Here is a 15598-nt window from a genome sequence, read left to right as displayed (position 1 = left end):
CTCCCCCAAGCTCTCGACTCCGCTCGAGCAGGGGGGACTCCCACCCCGTGCTCACCCCCCACCCGCGCGTCCCCCCACCGGCCACCCCCACTGAGGAGACTCATGTTCGGGCTCAACCGCGCCAAGAGAACCGCTGCCGTCGTCGCGGCGACCGCCGCGGCCGCGGCGACCGCACTGCTCAGCGCCCCCACCGCTGCAGCGGCTCCGCAGCCCATCGTCGGCGGCACGACGACCACCACGACCGCGTACCCGTTCGTCATGCAGATCACGGACGCGTCGGGCAACCAGTTCTGCGGGGGCACCCTGGTGGCGGCCAAGAAGGTGATCACCGCCGCGCACTGCATGGTGGGCGAGAGCGCAGGCAACGTCCGCGTGGTGGGTGGCCGGACTTATCTGAACGGGACGAAAGGCACGGTCAGCAAGGTCAGCAAGATCTGGGTCAACCCGGACTACACGGACGCCACCAACGGCGACGACGTGGCCGTGCTGACCCTGTCCACCTCGATGCCGTACACGACGGCGTCGTATGTCTCCTCCTCCCAGACGGGTGTGTACGCGGCCGGCACCACGGCCCGCATCCTCGGCTGGGGCACCACCTCGGAGAGCGGCAGCTCCTCCAACCAGCTGCGGACCGCGACCGTGCCCATCGTGGCCGACTCCAGCTGCCGCGGCTCATACGGTTCGGACTTCGTCCAGACCGACATGGTTTGCGCCGGATACACATCCGGTGGCGTAGACACCTGCCAGGGCGACAGCGGCGGTCCCCTGCTCATCGGGGGCGTCCTGGCAGGGATCACTTCCTGGGGAGAGGGGTGCGCGGAGGCCGGTTACCCGGGTGTCTACACCCGGCTGACCACCTTCTCGAACCTGGTGACCGCGCAGGTCAACTCGTAACCCAGAAGAACTCCTGAGAACCCCTCAGGTGAATACCAGGGGGCGTTGCGAGCCACCACGAGCGGCCCGCAGCGCCCCCTTTCCATGCGTTGCGGCCGATGACGCGGCGATCAGCGGTCCGCGCAGGCCAGCACCAGGGCGTCCAGGTACGGGGTGGGGTCGGCGGCGGGCACCGCAAGGCCGGTGAACAGGGCCAGGCCCGGCGTGCGGAACGGTACGAAGGCCACCCGCGAGGAGTGCAGCACGCGCGCGTGGGATGCGTACACGACCGTCCACAGCGGGCGGACGCCGACGGCGGCGAGCGTGTCCTGCAGGAAGCCGCTCACCGGGCCCGGCAGCGGCTCGAACCCGGCCCGTCGGCAGGCGTCGACGACCAGGTCGACCAGCGCGGGGTTGGTGCGGCGCGGGGTGAGGGCGAGGGGCAGCCCGGCCAGTTCGATGAGGTCGATCTCCGCGCGGGCGGCGAGCGGGTGCGCGGCGGGCAGGGCGGCCATCAGCGGGTCGGCCCACAAGGGCAGTACGCGTACTCCCGGCGGCGGTTCGGCGGCCCGGACGAACGCGGCGTCCAGCTGTCCGCCCGCGACCTTGCCGAGGCGCTCCTCGGCCGGGAGGACGACCAGCTCGACGGGCACGTCCGGCAGCCGCTCGGCGAACGCGGCCAGCGCCCGGTCCAGATGCCGGCCCGGCCGGGTGCCGGTGCCGATCCGCAGCCCCGGCGGCGGCGCCACGGCCGCGCGGGCCTTCTCCGCGGCCGCCAGCACCGCCCGTGCCTCGGGCAGCAGCCGCTCCCCGGCGGACGTCAGCCGCACCCGGCGCGGCGTCCGGTCGAACAGCTCGGCACGCAGCTCCCGCTCCAGCCGCTGTATCTGCTGGCTGACCGCCGACTGCACGATGTGCAGCCGTTCGGCGGCCCGCCCGAAGTGCAACTCCTCGGCGACGGCGACGAAGTAGGTGAGCTGCCGCAGTTCCATGGCGACGACTGTAGGGCCCCTGTTTGAATGCACGGCGCACGGGACGGAACGGATGGGAGTGACGGGGCGGGCGGACCGAGGGCTCTCACGGTCGTACGACGGTGCCGAACCGGATGTCGTACGACTCCCCCGGGTGCATGACGGAGAGCATCCGCTCCCCCTCCTCGGTCACCGCCTCCCGCTGGGCCTTCGTGAGCGTCCCGAAGGGCTCTATGAGGAGTGCGTCGCCGGCCGGCTTCCACACCCCGGCCAGGAAGCCGTCGACGAGCAGGGTGCAGTGGGCCTGGTTGCCCTGCCAGGTGCGGCCCCGGTACTCGGGCGGTACGACCCGGGCGCGGTCGGCGTGGGACAGGAGGAGGTTGTCGAACTCGGGGAGGAAGCGGGGCGGGGCCGGGGTTTCCGGGTCGGGGCGGGGCGCGTCGGGGAGGTCGAAGAGTTCGACGCCGTTGCCGTCCCGGAAGGTGACCAGCCGCGGGCGGAGGCGCTCGAAGGCCTCGCGGAGCCGGGTGAGTCCGGCCCAGGTCTGCATGTCCTTCACGGAGGCCGGTCCGAAGGCGGCGAGGTAGCGCAGGACCGTCGCGTCCGGGCCCGGGGCGGGCTCGGCCGAGCGGCCCAGCCAGTGTTCGGCGGTGGTCAGGGCCACCTGCCCGCTCCTGCCCCACAGCCCGCGCGGGGTGACCTGGACCAGCGGGAGCCTGCAGCGGGCGGCGACGGACAGGGACTGCGGGTCGGCGTCGGGCCACTCGGCGAGCAGGGCCTCGCGCAGCTGTGCCATGGTCCGCGGCTCGGCCTCGACCAGCTCACGGGCGAGCGCGGCGAGGCGGTCCAGGTCGACGCCGGCCAGTCCATTGCGGAAGGCGTTCAGCTCGCGGTCCCGGGCGCCCTGGACGAGCGGCCGCAGGGTGAGGCAGTCGTCGGCCGTGTGGGTGTGGATGGTGGAGCGCATGGTGACGATGCGGACGACCTCGCGGTCGGCCATGAGGCGGGACAGCGCCTCGGGGGTGAAGCCCTCGAGCCGGGCGGCGAGCGCGTAGTACGGGGGCTTGACGTTCTGCGCCTGGAGGCCGAGGAGGTGCTCCACGGCGGCCCCGGCGGACAGCGGCGAGCGGCTCAGCAGCAACTGCCGGGCGAGGGTCGCGCGGTTCAGCGCACGGGTGTCGAGGGAGGGGGCCGGGGTCGTCCTCGTGATGCTCCGCTTCGTCATGCACCGTACGCTAGTGCTGCATGCGGACACCTCCTGTCCGCAACTCTCACCGAATCCCGGAGCCGCCCGGCGGTTCCATGCCGAATACCCGCGGATATGCTGCTGCGTGATCACGCCGAGACAGGCTCGACCGGGAGGCAGCCGCGATGCACGAGCGACGCGCCGGCTCCGGCGAGAAGAACCACCGCAAGTCCGTCTGGCGCCGCGCGCTGAACCAGCCGCCGGCCGCCACGCCGCCCGCTCCCCCGGCGCGGCCCCCGGGAGGGGAGGCGGTCGAGCCCGTCAGCATCGTCCAGGCGGCGCTGTACCGCGACGGGGTGCGGGTCTCCTCCCCGGCCACGCTCACCGACACCTACCGCGAACTGCGCGAGCAGCCCTCCGGCATGGCGTGGATCGGGCTTGCCCGCCCCACCGAGGGTGAACTCCTCTCCCTGGCCGCCGAGTTCGATCTGCACCCGCTCGCGGTCGAGGACGCGATGGAGGCGCACCAGCGCCCCAAGCTGGAGCGCTACGGCGACACGCTGTTCGTCGTCCTGCGTGCCGCCCGCTATCTCGACGCGCCGGAGGAGGTCGACTTCGGCGAGCTGCACGTCTTCGTGGGCCCTGACTTCGTCATCACGGTCCGGCACGCGGCGGCTCCCGACCTCTCGGCGGTCCGCAGCCGTATGGAGGACTCCCCCGACCTGCTCAAACTGGGCCCGGAGGCGGTGCTGTACGCGATCCTCGACGCGGTCGTCGACGGCTACGCGCCCGTCGTCTCGGGGGTCCAGAACGACATCGACGAGATCGAGACCGAGGTGTTCCGCGGCGACCCCGAGGTCTCCCGCCGCATCTACGAACTCTCCCGCGAGATGGTCGAGTTCCAGCGCGCGACCCGCCCGCTGGTCGGCATGCTGCACGCTTTGATGGCCGGTTTCGCCAAGTACGAGACCGACGAGGAGCTCCAGCGCTACCTCCGGGACGTCGCCGACCACGTCACCCACATCAGCGAGCGCGTGGACGGCTTCCGCCAGGCCCTCACGGAGATCCTCACCGTGAACGCGACCCTGGTGACCCAGCAGCAGAACGCGGAGATGCGGGCGCTGGCGGAGGCCGGATTCGAGCAGAACGAGGAGGTCAAGAAGATCTCGGCGTGGGCCGCGATCCTCTTCGCCCCCACCCTCGTCGGAACGATCTACGGCATGAACTTCCACGACATGCCGGAGCTGCACTGGGCCCTCGGATACCCCTTCGCCATCGCTTTGATGGGGGTCGTCTGTGTCACCTTGTACCTCATCTTCAAGCGAAAGGACTGGCTGTAGCTCCGGCGGCCGGGGCCGGTGAGCCCACCGCACTCAGTCCGCCGGCGGGACCCGGTCGCAGACCGAGGGGAGCCAGGTCAGGCCCGGCTTCCGGCTGAGGGTGTCGAGGGACTTCAGCAGGGACTTGAGGTCGCCGGGACGGGCGAGGAACTCGATGGTCGCCTGCGCGAAGGCGTCACGCACCGTGGGCGGCATGGCGTCGGAGGCGTCGAAGCAGTGCACCGCCCGCCGGTCGAGGAGGGTGGTGGCGAGCGAGTGGCGGTATGCGGTCACCGGCTCGTACGTCTCCAGCGGCACCTTGGCGTCGACGGAGAAGCCGGACTCCTTGGCGCTCCAGGCCCGCTGTGCCCCGGCGGAGGCCAGATAACCGATCAGCTTCTTCGCCTGGGGGGTCGCGTGCAGGAGGGCGACCAGGTCGCCGGAGACCTCCCAGGCGTCCGGGTCGCCCCTGCCGAGGAGCCGGGAGGAGGCCACGTACTCTCCGTCGACCTGCTTCCACGAGTGGGAGGCGTTGCGGATGAACGAGGCCTGGTGTTCCAGGCTGCACTGCCGCGGGTCCTTCGTGACGAACGCGGAGGCGTCCTGGTAGTCGGTCAGCAGGGCCCGCCGGACCAGGTCGTCCGGCTTCCTGCCCGCACCGACCATGGTCCCCCACTTCGTCCATGCGTTCCGGACCGCGTCGGAGTCCCAGGGGATCTCGCCCCGCGCCCACTTCTGATACGTCTGCCAGCCCGACTGCTGGAGGAGGATGTCCTCGATCCAGTCGGTGCCGGGCCAGCCGCTGGTCGCGCCGGAGCCCATGCCCAGGCACCACTGTCCCGGCTGCCGGGCGGCGTCCCGGATCTGCTGCTCGGTCATGCCGCCGGGGTGCCAGACGATGCTCTTCAGGTCGGCCTTGAGCGGGAACCAGTACACATGGCCGTCGAACGGAGTGGCCCAGGACTCGCTGAAGTCCCCCTTGGGGATGAGCTTTTCGAGGGCCTTCAGCTGGTTCTGCCGGACGTACGCGGCGAGTTCACCTGGTCCGGTGAGCACCGCCACGTCGGGCGGGGTGCCCGCCTCCACGTCGGAGCTGAGCACCTGACTCTCGGCGGAGCTGCCCTGGTAGTCGACGCGGATGTGGTACTTGCTCTCGAAGGGGGCGATCACCGCCTCCTCGAAGTTCTTCTGGTCCTCGCCCGTCCAGTTGGCCAGCAGGGTGACGGTCGGCTCCCGGCCGTAGACGCGGACGCCCACGACGACGAGGGCCGCCAGCAGGGCCAGACAGCTCGCCACGACCGTGACCGTGCGGACGGTCAGCCGGGGCGCGCTCACCGCGGCCTGAACCGGTAGTCGTTGATGTGCTGTCGCAGGCCGGTCTCGGCCAGCATCATGAGCAGGCCCCCTCCGATCACGATCCATACGGCCGCCGCCGCGCGGAAGCCGGTGTGTGCCAGGTTGGCCGCGGTCTGCCGCCCCGCTTCGGTGATGGCGGACGGTTCGGACAGCTGCCCGTGGAGCAGCCCGCGGGTGTCCGACATGCCGTCGTGCGTCCACAGGGTGAACAGCGTCAGGGTCACGGCTCCCACGACCAGCAGGGCGCCGGCCGCCAGCAGTTCGCGGTTGTACTTACGCCGGAACCGCCGGCGCAGATAGACCTGGGTCTCCGCCAGGGCCGCCGCCAGGGCGAGGACAAGGAGCACGACGACGCTCCAGCCGAGCCACAGCGTCCAGCCGAAGCCGGTCTGCCGCTTCACCACGCCCTGCTGGTCCTTCTGCAGCTGATCGAGCCGGGTCCTTATGCCCGAGTGCCTGTCCTCGAGGACGCTGGTCGCATAGCTGAGGTAGGCGTCGCGCAGCACGCCCGCGGGTTCGAGCTGCGCCTTCTGGACCATGCCGTGGTACACGGTGATCAGGTCGGCGACCGTCTGCAGGGCCTGCCGGCCCGCAGGCCCGCCGACGTCGTCGGCGGCCGCGACGGCCAGGCTGCGGGCGGCGACGGAGATCTGCTTCTGGAACTCGCTGGTGGACGGTGTTCGGGCGGTGGCCTCCTGCTGGGCCTGGGCGAGCGCGTACTGCGCGGTGTCGACGGCGAGGACGCCCGGCGCGCTGGAGGTGCGCAGCGGGTCCGCGTCGCCGTGCACCCCCTCGTAGGAGAAGAAGAGGCAGAGCGTCAGCACGGCGGTGAGTGCCAGCAGCAGCCGGCGGCGCAGGGCCAGGTCGTGGGCGGTCGTGCTGGCGCCGTCCGGCGGGCGGTGCCGGCCGCCGAGGACCCGCTCCAGGAGCCGGGGCAGCGGGCTGGGCGCGGCGGACGTTCTCGTGTCCCGGGGCGGGGTGTCCGTGCTCATGCGGACTCCTCGAGCCGTCTGCCGCAGTCGCCGCCGCAGTACAGGGAGCCTGCCGGGCCCAGCCACTTGCAGTCCGGGCACTCCACGAGGTCCTCGCCGCCCTCACCGGCCGCGCCGGGGGCGTCGGGTCCGGCCGGGGGCCCTTGCGCGGCGGCCGCCGGGTCCGGTGGGGTGGTCATGGCGCTGGAGAGGATCAGATGCTGCCAGTCGACGTCTTTGAGCCCCTCGCGCACGGCGATCCGGCCCCCGGGCTCCCGTCCCTCGTCCGTGATCTGCCGCAGGGCGCGCAGCAGTTGGGGATCGTCGAGCTCCCTGGCCAGCGCCAGGGCCCGGCCGAGTTCGGCGTCCGCCTCCGTCCGGCCGTCCGCGCCGCGCAGCCACGCCCGGTAGGCCCGGGCCACGGCCGCGCCGGACTGCTCGTACAGCTGGTGGCGCCGGATGGCCGGATGCTGCCGGGAGGCGTCGGCGGGGTTGTCGGTCCAGTGCACCAGGACCGGCTGCGGTGCGGGCAGCCGTACGGTGCGGCCGAAGTCGGGGACGAGCAGTTCCACGGCGGCGAGCTGGAGGTCCTCGCCGAGGTCCCGGCCGGACGGGTCGGCGGTGAGGACGACCTGGTACTGCCGGACCTCGTCGCCCCAGCCCCGGGTGACGTACTCGGCTCCGCGCTCGCCCGACCCGGTGCTGACGGTGAGGAGTTCCTGTTCGGCCGGCACGACCTGCTTGACCTGCCGGATCACCGTGCCCGGGGTGGGAACGAGCCGGATGCGCAGTTCGGGGACGGCCGTGCCGAGCAGGCCGTTGACCAACTCCTCGTAGGCGGCGGGCAGTTCCGATTCGTGGCGGACCGCGGCCGCCCGTCCGTGCAGCCGCCGGGCGATGCGCAGCAGTACGTCGGCGTCCCAGCCGTCGCCGATGCCCCAGGCGTCGCAGATGAACCGGCCGTCGCAGGCGTCGAGTGCGGTGTCCAGCCGCATGGCGGCCCGGTCGTCGTGCTCGTTGCGGCCGTCGGTGAGCAGCAGGACGTGCTTGATGGGGGCGTCCTGGCCGTTGAGCAGCCGGCGGGCGAGGTCGAGCCAGGTGCCGATGGCGGTGCCGCCGTCCGCGTCCAGGACCCGTACGGCGTACTCGGCGGCGTCGCGCTGCCGGGGGTCGGCGACGGCCATCGCCTCGGCGCCGGGGGCGGGGTGGACCACGGTCGCGTCGAAGCGGCCGGACAGCACGGCGAAGGCGGTGCGGTCGGGCAGCAGTCGTACGGCCGCCACCGTGGCGTCCTTGGCGGCGCGCAGTTTCGTGTCGGGGTGGAGCATCGACCTGGAGGTGTCGATGATCAGCACCTCGGCGAGGGCGGCCCCCGAGCCGCGGGGCCGCCCCGGCAGCGGTCCGGCCCCGGCGTGGGTGACCCGGATCTCCAGGATGGCGTGCATCTCCTGGTCCCCCGGCGGTCCGGCGGCCGTCGGTACGGCGGACAGGTACTTGTTCTGGCCGACCGCCAGTGTCACCTCGATGCCACCGGCCTCGCTCATCGCTGTGTTCCCCCCTCGACGGCTCGTCATTGCGTCTGTTCAGAAGGTGGTCATGGGCCGGACGGCGTTGGCCAGGTCGAGCAGGCGTCCGTGTTCGTCGGCGGTGCGGGCCTGGCCGGCCAGGTGCCGGAAGGACTGTTCGAGGAGCGTGCGCAGCGTGTCCTCGGCGCCGGACCCGAGCACGGTCCCGGTGGGGAAATCCGGTCCCCATCCCTGCGGCGGCCGGCGGCCGAGGGCGTTCTCCCGCACCTCGGCGACCAGCCGGGCCCGGGACTCGCCGTCGGCCGCTCCACCGTCCAGGCGCAGCTCGGGCAGCCGCCGGACCGCGTCCCGCAGGTCGGCCACGGACGGCGCCCGGCCGTCCAGGGTGCCGGTGCGGATGCGCACCGCGGCGATTCGGGCCGCGTCGTGGTGCCGGGAGGTCGAGGGGACGTGGTCGAGGACCCGTACCGCCTCGTCCCGCTGTCCGGAGGCCAGATGGCCGCGGGCCAGCCCGAAGGCGGCCGCGGCATGGGCGGAGTCCCGCTGCCAGACGGCCTCGTGGAACTTCATGGCCCGGGCGGTCCGAGGATCGCGCTGCCCCCGGGTGCCCCGCTGCGCCTGGGACTCGCGCAGCCGCTCCGCGCAGTAGCCGAGGGCGAGCTTGGGGACGTATTCGCCGGGCAGGGCCCGGTAGACCGCCTCGAAGCAGCCGCCGGCGTGGCTCACCTCGTCCTTGCTCAGGTGCAGGACGCCGCGGTGCCAGGCGATCCGCCAGTCGTACTTGGCGTCCTGCGCGCCGAGTTGGGCCTCGGCCTCGTGCAGCCAGCTCTCGGCGTCGCCCTGGCTGCCGTTCCTCAGATAGGCGCGGCACAGCCACAGCGCGGTCTCGGGGGTGCCCAGCCGTGACTCGCGGCGCCACTGTTCGGCGACGCGGTCCGGGGCGTCCGGCGGGAAGGTGTCGAGCAGCAGGGCGGCGCCGTCGGCGGGGTCCGGGACTGGCTGGGGCAGGGCGGCGGCCACCTCGTGGGCGGGCGGCGGGCTGATGTCCAGTTCACCGGGGCGGGCGGCGGGGCGGGCCGTCCAGTGGGCCAGGGAGGGGATCGCGCCGAGCCCGGCGTCGAGGGAGGCGTCGGTGGGGCGGAACCGGGTGGAGCTCTCGGGGAGCTGTTCGCCGAACCGCAGCGAGCGGAACTCCCTCAGCACCTCCCACACTTGACGGGACATCTCGGCCGCCGAGCGGAACCGGGCCCGGGGTTCGGCATGGGTCGCCCGGTCGATCAGACGCCGGAAGGAGTCGGGGGCGAGGCCGCGGGCCGGTTCCGCGCTGCGGGCCAGGGCCTGCAGCGTCATGCCGACGGTGTAGAGGTCGCTGTCGACGTGCCAGCCGCGCTTCTCGATCTCCGACTGCGGCGGGGCGAAGGTGCTCGTGTACACATAGGCGGAGGTGCGGTCGCCGATCGCACGCACCGCGCCGAGGTCGATGACCTTGATGCCACGCCCGAAGTGGATGACGTTGGCGGGCTTCATGTCGCAGTAGAGCAGCCCTCGTTCGTGCATGTACTGGAGCGCGCCGAGGATCTTGCACCCGTAGGTCAGCACATGGTCGAGGCGGGGGCGGCCCTTGAAGAGCCGCTCCGCGTCCTCGTCGTCGAAGAGGTGCTGCAGGGAGCGGCCGCCGATGTAGTCCATGACCAGATGGCCGGTGGGCGACTGGCCGGGCACCTCGTGTTCGGCGTAGGTGATGATGCGGACGATGTCGGGGTGGTGCAGCGCGGTGAGCGAGCGGCGTTCCTCCACGGCGTTGCGGCGGGCGAGCGCGTCATGGACGTTGATCAGTCCTTTGAGCACCACGCGGTGCCCCTCGGCGCGGGTGTCCTCGGCGAGATGGATCCAGCCGAGACCGCCGCGGGCGAGGCAGCCGAGGATCCGGTAGTGGTCGGCGACGATCTGGCCGGGGTGGAGCTGGGGCAGGAAGGAGTAGGGCGTGCCGCAGCGCGGGCAGCGGCCGGAGGACCGGGCGGGCTGTCCCCCGTAGCCGACGCCGATCATCATCGTGCAGCCGTCGGCGCCGCAGCGGCGTCCGCCGGTGGGGGGCCTCGGGTCCTCGACGACGGGGTGCGCGGGGACGGGTACGTCGGGCAGTACGACGAGTCCGTGCTGGTCGAGGTCGCCGACCCCGGCGACGGCGTGGACCGCTGCGTGGCCGGGCGGTTCGGGGCCGGTCTGCGCCGGCTCGCCGGGGTCGCTCGGCACCGGCTGCGGTGGTAACTCGCCGATGAGTGCCGGCTTGCGCCCGCAGGTGTCGCAGAAGCCGGTGGCCATGAGGCGGCCCGCGCAGCCGGCGTGGGTGCATGACGTCACGCTGTGCCCTCCCTGCCGGAGTCGTCGGTGCCGTACGCCTGTGGGTGCCCGGAGCAGTACGCGACGAACCGCCCGACCGCGTGCTCCGCCGCGTCGACGTCGCACGGGGTCTCGCGCAGCAGTGCCGAGGCGGTCGCGTAGAGCTCGTACGCCATGAGGTTGCGCTCGGCCCGCGCCGGGTCGGCCTTCCGCTTGGACAGCTCCCACACCGAGGCGACCCGGCCGCGCAGTTCGTCGCGGCGCGCGATGCCGGCGTCCAGCAGCGCGGCCGCCCGCTCCAGCCGCCGTGTCCGGCGCGCTGCCGCGGCCTCGTAGACGAACAGGTCGTCGGCCCGCGACGGTTCCGTCTCCCGGCCGGCGGCCTCGGCCAGTTGCCCGCGCAGCAGGCGGGTGAGCGGGATGCCGCGCCGGGCCCGGTCGATCAGATGCCTGGTCTCGGGATCCCCGCCGGGCAGTACCCGGCCGAGGCGCTCGTCGAGGGCGGGTCCGAGCCGGTCCACGATCCGGTCGAGGTCCGTGCGCAGCCGGGCCCAGCGGTCGGCGAGCGGCCGGTGCACGAGCATGTCCGCGGCCTGTGCGGCGCGGCCGTTCGGGGCGCGGAACACCAGGAGCAGTCTCGCTCCCTGTTCGGCGAGCCGCTCCAGCATCCCGAGCAGCGGGTCGGGTTCGGCGGCCTCGTCGACGCCGACGAGGACGGCGGCGAGCGTGATGCCCATCGCCACGATCTGCTCGGGCAGCGGGACGGCGGTGTCCCTCGGGGTGCCGAGCCGCTGCGCGATCCGGTCCATGACCTGAGCGACCGTCAATCCCTTGACCACGAGGGCGAGATCGTGTCCGCCCGGCGGCGGGACGGTCTCGCGCGGATCGCCGGCGAAGCGGCTGGTGTTGTCACGGGTGCGCAGTTCGCGGTCGGCCAGTGTGACCGCCCGCCTCAGGGTCCAGGCGCGGCGGCCGCGCACCGGGACGACGGTGACGAGCACCGGCCAGCCCTCGCCGCGGAACCAGCCGGCCAGTTCGGTGGCGAACGGCACGTCGAGTTCGCCGGTGCTCTCCTTGGGGTGCAGCCTCGGGTCGACGGCGGACGGGCCGACCGTCCATGCGGCGACCTGCGGGAGATGGCGCAGGATGGTCTCGGTGGGACTCATGTAGGTGAACGCGGATCCCTGCCCCGCGTCGACGCTGAGCACGATGCCGATGAGCTCGCCGGTCGCGTAGTCGACCACTCCCCCGCCGCTGAACCCGGGTCCCGCGAGTTCGCCGGGCGTCTCGGGGCGAAGCTGCACCTGGCTGTCCCGGCCGCGCCCCCCGACCAGGGTGGCGCTGTGCCATCTGCCCCCGTCGTCGCCCTCCGGGAAGCCGTACATGCCCACGCCCTCGCGCGAGGCCGCGAGCCGGCACAGCCGGGTGGTCTGCCGGGCGGGGCGCGGCTCGGCCAGCCGCAGCAGGGCCAGGTCTCCGGTGCGGTCGCCGAACGAGTCCTCCTGCTGCGGAACGTACTCGTCGGGGCTGACCGTGGCGGCGACCGCCGGTACGCCCGGCACACCGACGAAGTGGACGACATACCGTTCGCCCGGGCTGACCACATGGGCTCCGGTGAGCACCCGGTCGGGCCCGAGCAGCACACCGGCGCCCACGACCGGCCCTCCGGCCTGCTGAATCCGTGCAACCCAACGCGGAGTTTCCATCCGCGACTTGACGGCTCGTTCCCCCGTGCGCGTCATGTTTTCCGAGGTTACTCCCCGTACCCGTCCGGTACCACTGGGATGCGCTGGGACTTGACAGACGGTGGGTGTCCGGGGCGACGAGCGGTACGGAGCACGGCGACGGCGATCCGCGGGGCGGGGCTACGCAGGGGCCGTGGCCGCCCGCCAGCCGGTCCAGTGCCGGACGGTGACGGCGATCACCGGGCCCGTCGGCGGGTGGTCGCGATACTCGGGGTACTTGTCGCGGAGCAGGGCGAGGGCGGCGGTGTACGCGGCCCGGTCGGGTGCCTCGGGTGCGTCGGGCGCGATGACGCGGGCGTCGCCGTCGGCGCGGACCCACCACAGGCGGTCCCAGTCCTCGTCGTACAGGTCCGCGAGCAGACACACGGACGGCCGGCCGGCGATGTTGCGCAGCCGCTTCAGCCGGGTCGTGGTCTTCGGCTTGTGGTCGACGGCGGTCACGATCCCGTCGGTGCCGTGCGCGGCGAACACGACCGGCACCAGATGGGGGCGCCCGTCCGCGTCCACGGTCGCCAGCCGCGCCACCCGGGCCGCGGCGAACCGCCGCCGTGCCTCGTCCGCCGTCATGTCCGGCACCGTCGCACCTCCGCCGCCGACGCGGCTGTCAGTACCCGTCCAGCGCGTCGAGCACATCGTCGTCCGTCAGTTGTCCGAAGTCGTCGTACCACTGGCCGACGGCCGAGAAGCCGTACGGCTGGTGCAGACAGACCACGTCGTCGGCCTCTTCGCCCAGCAGGGCGAGCGAGTCCGGTGCGCCGACGGGGACGGCCAGGACGACCCGTGCGGGGCCCTGGCGCCGTACGTGGCGCAGCGCGGCGCGCGCGGTCGAGCCGGTGGCCAGTCCGTCGTCGACGACGATCACCGTACGTCCCCGCAGGTCCGGCGGCGGACGGCCCTTCCGGTAGCGCCGCTCACGGCGGTGGAGTTCCTGCCGCTCCCGCTCCACCGTCGGGGCGAGGGACTCCTCGGTCAGGCCCAGCCCGTCCAGGGTGCCCGCGTCGTAGAGCGGAGGGTCGTCACCGGCGATCGCGCCGACGCCGAACTCCTCGTGGTGCGGGGCGCCGATCTTGCGTACGAGCAGTACGTCGAGCGGTGCCTCGAGCACCCGGGCGACCTCCGCGGCCACCGCGACGCCGCCTCTGGGGAGGGCCAGCACGACGGGTTCGGGCAGGTCGCCCTTGTCCCGCAGGTCTCGGAGCCGTTCGGCGAGTTCGCGTCCGGCCTGCTTTCGGTCCTGGAAGCGCATGGGTCGTCCTCTCGCTGGAGGTCGGTCCTCGTCTTCCATGGTGATACGGGCCACCGGTCACTTCTATACACATCATCTATACCCGCTGTGTACAGTCCGCCCACGGCTCTGTGGACCAAGAAGCTTCCGACCGAGAAGACGTCGAGACGGGGATCGGGGTTGCGTCGCACCGCACTGACCGCCGCGGCCCTCTCCCTGGCGCTCGCGCTCACCGGCTGCGCGGACACCGACACGACCGCGCCCGGCGCCGCCCGCGCCCAGGCCGCCTCCGGCTCCCCGGCCGCCCGGTTCGGGACCGTCGACTGCCGCGAGGCCAACGGAGCGAAGTCGGAGTGAATGGGGGTACCCCCTCCGGGGGAGCATCGCGCTCACCTTCGACGCAGGGCCCAGCGAGAACTCGGCCCGGCTCCTGGACATCCTCAAGGCGAAGCAGGTCCCGGCGACCTTCTTCCTGCTCGGCAAGCGGCACATCGTGAAGTACCCGGAGCTGTCAGGGTGAGGATCTTGTGGTCCCAGGTGTGGCTGGCGACCTCGTGGCCCTCGGCGGCCATGCGCTCGACGACTGCACGACGACGGACTTCGCGCTGATCACCAAGCGCGTCCTCGCGCAGGCGTCCCGCGACGGGATCATCCTGCTGCACGACATCTACCAGGGCACCGTGCCCGCCGTGCCCGGCATCATCGACGCCCTGAAGGAGCGCGGGTACGTGTTCGTGACCGTGCCGCAGCTGCTCGCGCCCGGGAAGGCCGAGCCGGGGAAGGTGTACCACCCCTAGTACGGCACCGGGGCGCCCCTCACCAGGTCAGATGGAGCTCACGCGGAGACCGGTGGATCAGCGTGGGCCGCATGGTGACGGGGTGCCCGTCGGCCGGCCTCAGTCCGGGCAGCCTGCGCGTCAACTCCTCAAGCGTGATGCGCAGTTGCTCGCGGGCCAGCTGTGCCCCGGGGCAGGCGTGCGCGCCGAAGCCGAAGGCGAGGTGGCGGCCCGGGGTGCGGGTGATGTCGAAGTCGTCGGGGCGGGGACGGCACGAGCCGTCCCGGTTGGCCGCGCCGAACGCTACGAACACCGTTGCCCCGGCGGGGAGTTCGGTGCCCGCGAGGGTGACCGGGCGGGTGGTGATCCGGCGGAAGCCCTGGAGCGGGCCGTCGTGGCGCAGCGCCTCCTCGACCGCCGCCGGAACCCTTTGGGGCTCCGCACACAGCAGCTCCCACTGGGACCGGTGCCGCATCAGGTGCAGGACGGTGGTGCCGATCAGCGCGGTCGTGGTGAGGTGCCCGGCGATCAGCAGGTTCTGCAGATGGGCGACGGCCTCGTGCCGCTGGTCCAGGGTGAGTCCGTCCTGACCGGGGCCCGCCACGGAGGCGACGATCTCCGTGCAGAGATCCTCGCGCGGCCGCGCGTACCGGTCCCGGACGCAGCGGTCGAGGACGTGCTGCATCGCCACCACGTCCTCGGCGGCGGTCGACTGCTCCGCCTCCTCCAGGGGCCGGAACAGCAGTTCCTCGGCACGATGTCCGCCGTGTACGACCACGGGCACGTCGGCCGGGCCGAGGCCGACGATCCGCCCGATGACCTCACCGGGCAGCCGCCTGGCAAAGCCGGACATCAGCTCCACGCGCCCGTCTTCGACGAAGCCGTCGACGAGGGCGGCGGCACGCTCGGCGGCGTACGGCACCTGCGCGGCGACGCGGGCGGGTGAGAGCGCGCGGACGAGCGGCGCCCGTAACCGCTGGTGCCGCTCGCCGTCCGAGGTGACCACCACGGGCCGCCCGCCGAACCCGCCGCCGAGCACGGCGAGCGCGGCGGGCGACGGGAGCACGTCCGGCCTGAGCGCGTTCGCCGACGAGAAGTCCTCGGTACGGCGAAGCACTTCGCGTACGTCGGAGTCCCTGGCCACCAGCCACGCGTCGAGCTCGGCGACATGGGTGAGCCCCTCGGCCGTCCGGGCCCGCGTGTAGAGCGGATAGGGGTCGCTCATCAACTCGTCCAGCCTGTCGTGCTGTTCGCGGTCCACGACGCCCTCCCGAACGCTGGTACGGGGACGCGCTCATGGTGCCGTACGG

Annotated in this window: 15 protein-coding genes and 1 pseudogene; 5 read left to right on the top strand and 11 right to left on the bottom strand. The window is 72.8% G+C overall.

Annotated elements, in window-relative coordinates:
- Positions 1-102 precede the first annotated feature (102 nt).
- The gene (locus tag Q8A52_RS17580) at positions 103-894 is read left to right on the top strand and encodes a S1 family peptidase (protein WP_316753128.1); all 792 of its coding nucleotides are present in this window, start codon (positions 103-105) and stop codon (positions 892-894) included.
- Between the two features lie 110 nt (positions 895-1004).
- Here the strand turns inward: Q8A52_RS17580 and Q8A52_RS17575 are convergent, their stop codons facing one another.
- Positions 1005-1865 carry a LysR family transcriptional regulator gene (locus Q8A52_RS17575; protein WP_316753126.1) on the bottom strand — a complete coding sequence of 287 codons (861 nt, stop codon included), beginning with the start codon at positions 1863-1865 and terminating at the stop codon, positions 1005-1007.
- Positions 1866-1950: 85 nt separating this feature from the next.
- On the bottom strand, positions 1951-3069 hold the full coding sequence (locus Q8A52_RS17570; RefSeq protein ID WP_316753124.1) for a winged helix DNA-binding domain-containing protein: 1119 nt from the start codon (positions 3067-3069) through the stop codon (positions 1951-1953).
- A 146-nt stretch (positions 3070-3215) separates the two neighbouring features.
- Between Q8A52_RS17570 and Q8A52_RS17565 the strand changes: the two genes are divergently transcribed.
- Positions 3216-4370 (top strand): magnesium and cobalt transport protein CorA, encoded by a 1155-nt coding sequence (locus Q8A52_RS17565; RefSeq protein ID WP_316753122.1) that lies wholly within the window; start codon positions 3216-3218, stop codon positions 4368-4370.
- Positions 4371-4403: 33 nt separating this feature from the next.
- Here the strand turns inward: Q8A52_RS17565 and Q8A52_RS17560 are convergent, their stop codons facing one another.
- The 7 genes from Q8A52_RS17560 to Q8A52_RS17530 all read right to left on the bottom strand — a co-directional run bounded on the left by Q8A52_RS17560 (position 4404) and on the right by Q8A52_RS17530 (position 13533).
- The gene (locus Q8A52_RS17560; RefSeq protein ID WP_316753120.1) at positions 4404-5684 is read right to left on the bottom strand and encodes an ABC transporter substrate-binding protein; all 1281 of its coding nucleotides are present in this window, start codon (positions 5682-5684) and stop codon (positions 4404-4406) included.
- Positions 5681-6697, bottom strand: a complete 1017-nt coding sequence (locus Q8A52_RS17555) for a hypothetical protein (protein ID WP_316753118.1) — start codon at positions 6695-6697, stop codon at positions 5681-5683. The genes Q8A52_RS17560 and Q8A52_RS17555 overlap by 4 nt, the downstream gene beginning before the upstream one ends.
- Positions 6694-8220 (bottom strand): VWA domain-containing protein, encoded by a 1527-nt coding sequence (locus tag Q8A52_RS17550; protein WP_316753116.1) that lies wholly within the window; start codon positions 8218-8220, stop codon positions 6694-6696. Before Q8A52_RS17550 ends, Q8A52_RS17555 begins: the two co-directional genes overlap by 4 nt.
- A 39-nt stretch (positions 8221-8259) precedes the next feature.
- Entirely contained in the window at positions 8260-10563 is a 2304-nt protein-coding gene (locus Q8A52_RS17545; RefSeq protein ID WP_316753114.1) for a tetratricopeptide repeat protein, read from the bottom strand.
- Positions 10560-12248, bottom strand: a complete 1689-nt coding sequence (locus tag Q8A52_RS17540; protein ID WP_316753244.1) for a S1 family peptidase — start codon at positions 12246-12248, stop codon at positions 10560-10562. Before Q8A52_RS17540 ends, Q8A52_RS17545 begins: the two co-directional genes overlap by 4 nt.
- Before the next feature lie 159 nt (positions 12249-12407).
- Positions 12408-12863, bottom strand: coding sequence for a TIGR03668 family PPOX class F420-dependent oxidoreductase (locus Q8A52_RS17535; RefSeq protein WP_316753112.1), 456 nt, complete (start codon positions 12861-12863; stop codon positions 12408-12410).
- 28 nt (positions 12864-12891) lie between these two features.
- Positions 12892-13533 carry a phosphoribosyltransferase gene (locus tag Q8A52_RS17530; RefSeq protein WP_316753110.1) on the bottom strand — a complete coding sequence of 214 codons (642 nt, stop codon included), beginning with the start codon at positions 13531-13533 and terminating at the stop codon, positions 12892-12894.
- A 159-nt stretch (positions 13534-13692) separates the two neighbouring features.
- Between Q8A52_RS17530 and Q8A52_RS17525 the strand changes: the two genes are divergently transcribed.
- Positions 13693-13869, top strand: a complete 177-nt coding sequence (locus Q8A52_RS17525; protein WP_316753108.1) for a hypothetical protein — start codon at positions 13693-13695, stop codon at positions 13867-13869.
- A 25-nt stretch (positions 13870-13894) separates the two neighbouring features.
- A pseudogene (locus tag Q8A52_RS17520) lies at positions 13895-13963 on the top strand (hypothetical protein); the annotation flags it as partial.
- Here the strand turns inward: Q8A52_RS17520 and Q8A52_RS17515 are convergent.
- Positions 13953-14084 carry a polysaccharide deacetylase family protein gene (locus Q8A52_RS17515; RefSeq protein WP_316753106.1) on the bottom strand — a complete coding sequence of 44 codons (132 nt, stop codon included), beginning with the start codon at positions 14082-14084 and terminating at the stop codon, positions 13953-13955. The pseudogene Q8A52_RS17520 and the gene Q8A52_RS17515 overlap by 11 nt on opposite strands.
- Here Q8A52_RS17515 and Q8A52_RS17510 point away from each other — a divergent pair.
- Positions 14052-14309: a polysaccharide deacetylase family protein gene (locus Q8A52_RS17510; protein WP_316753250.1), complete on the top strand. Its 258-nt coding sequence runs from the start codon at positions 14052-14054 to the stop codon at positions 14307-14309. The two genes, Q8A52_RS17515 and Q8A52_RS17510, sit on opposite strands and share 33 nt — an antisense overlap.
- Positions 14310-14328: 19 nt before the next feature.
- Here the strand turns inward: Q8A52_RS17510 and Q8A52_RS17505 are convergent, their stop codons facing one another.
- Positions 14329-15549, bottom strand: a complete 1221-nt coding sequence (locus Q8A52_RS17505; RefSeq protein WP_316753103.1) for a cytochrome P450 — start codon at positions 15547-15549, stop codon at positions 14329-14331.
- Positions 15550-15598 lie beyond the last annotated feature (49 nt).

This window comes from Streptomyces herbicida (assembly GCF_032656585.1).
Taxonomy (GTDB): domain Bacteria; phylum Actinomycetota; class Actinomycetes; order Streptomycetales; family Streptomycetaceae; genus Streptomyces; species Streptomyces herbicida.
Note: the sequence above shows the minus strand (reverse complement) of the source record. Positions and strands in the feature narration are given on the sequence as shown.

What these genes read in the sequence shown, in the direction of transcription:
- Q8A52_RS17580 (WP_316753128.1), top strand. Translation starts at nt 103, where the DNA reads ATGTTCGGGCTCAACCGCGCCAAGAGAACCGCTGCCGTCGTCGCGGCG.
- Q8A52_RS17575 (WP_316753126.1), bottom strand. Translation starts at nt 1,865, where the DNA reads ATGGAACTGCGGCAGCTCACCTACTTCGTCGCCGTCGCCGAGGAGTTG.
- Q8A52_RS17570 (WP_316753124.1), bottom strand. Translation starts at nt 3,069, where the DNA reads ATGACGAAGCGGAGCATCACGAGGACGACCCCGGCCCCCTCCCTCGAC.
- Q8A52_RS17565 (WP_316753122.1), top strand. Translation starts at nt 3,216, where the DNA reads ATGCACGAGCGACGCGCCGGCTCCGGCGAGAAGAACCACCGCAAGTCC.
- Q8A52_RS17555 (WP_316753118.1), bottom strand. Translation starts at nt 6,697, where the DNA reads ATGAGCACGGACACCCCGCCCCGGGACACGAGAACGTCCGCCGCGCCC.
- Q8A52_RS17550 (WP_316753116.1), bottom strand. Translation starts at nt 8,220, where the DNA reads ATGAGCGAGGCCGGTGGCATCGAGGTGACACTGGCGGTCGGCCAGAAC.
- Q8A52_RS17540 (WP_316753244.1), bottom strand. Translation starts at nt 12,248, where the DNA reads ATGGAAACTCCGCGTTGGGTTGCACGGATTCAGCAGGCCGGAGGGCCG.
- Q8A52_RS17530 (WP_316753110.1), bottom strand. Translation starts at nt 13,533, where the DNA reads ATGCGCTTCCAGGACCGAAAGCAGGCCGGACGCGAACTCGCCGAACGG.
- Q8A52_RS17515 (WP_316753106.1), bottom strand. Translation starts at nt 14,084, where the DNA reads ATGGCCGCCGAGGGCCACGAGGTCGCCAGCCACACCTGGGACCACAAG.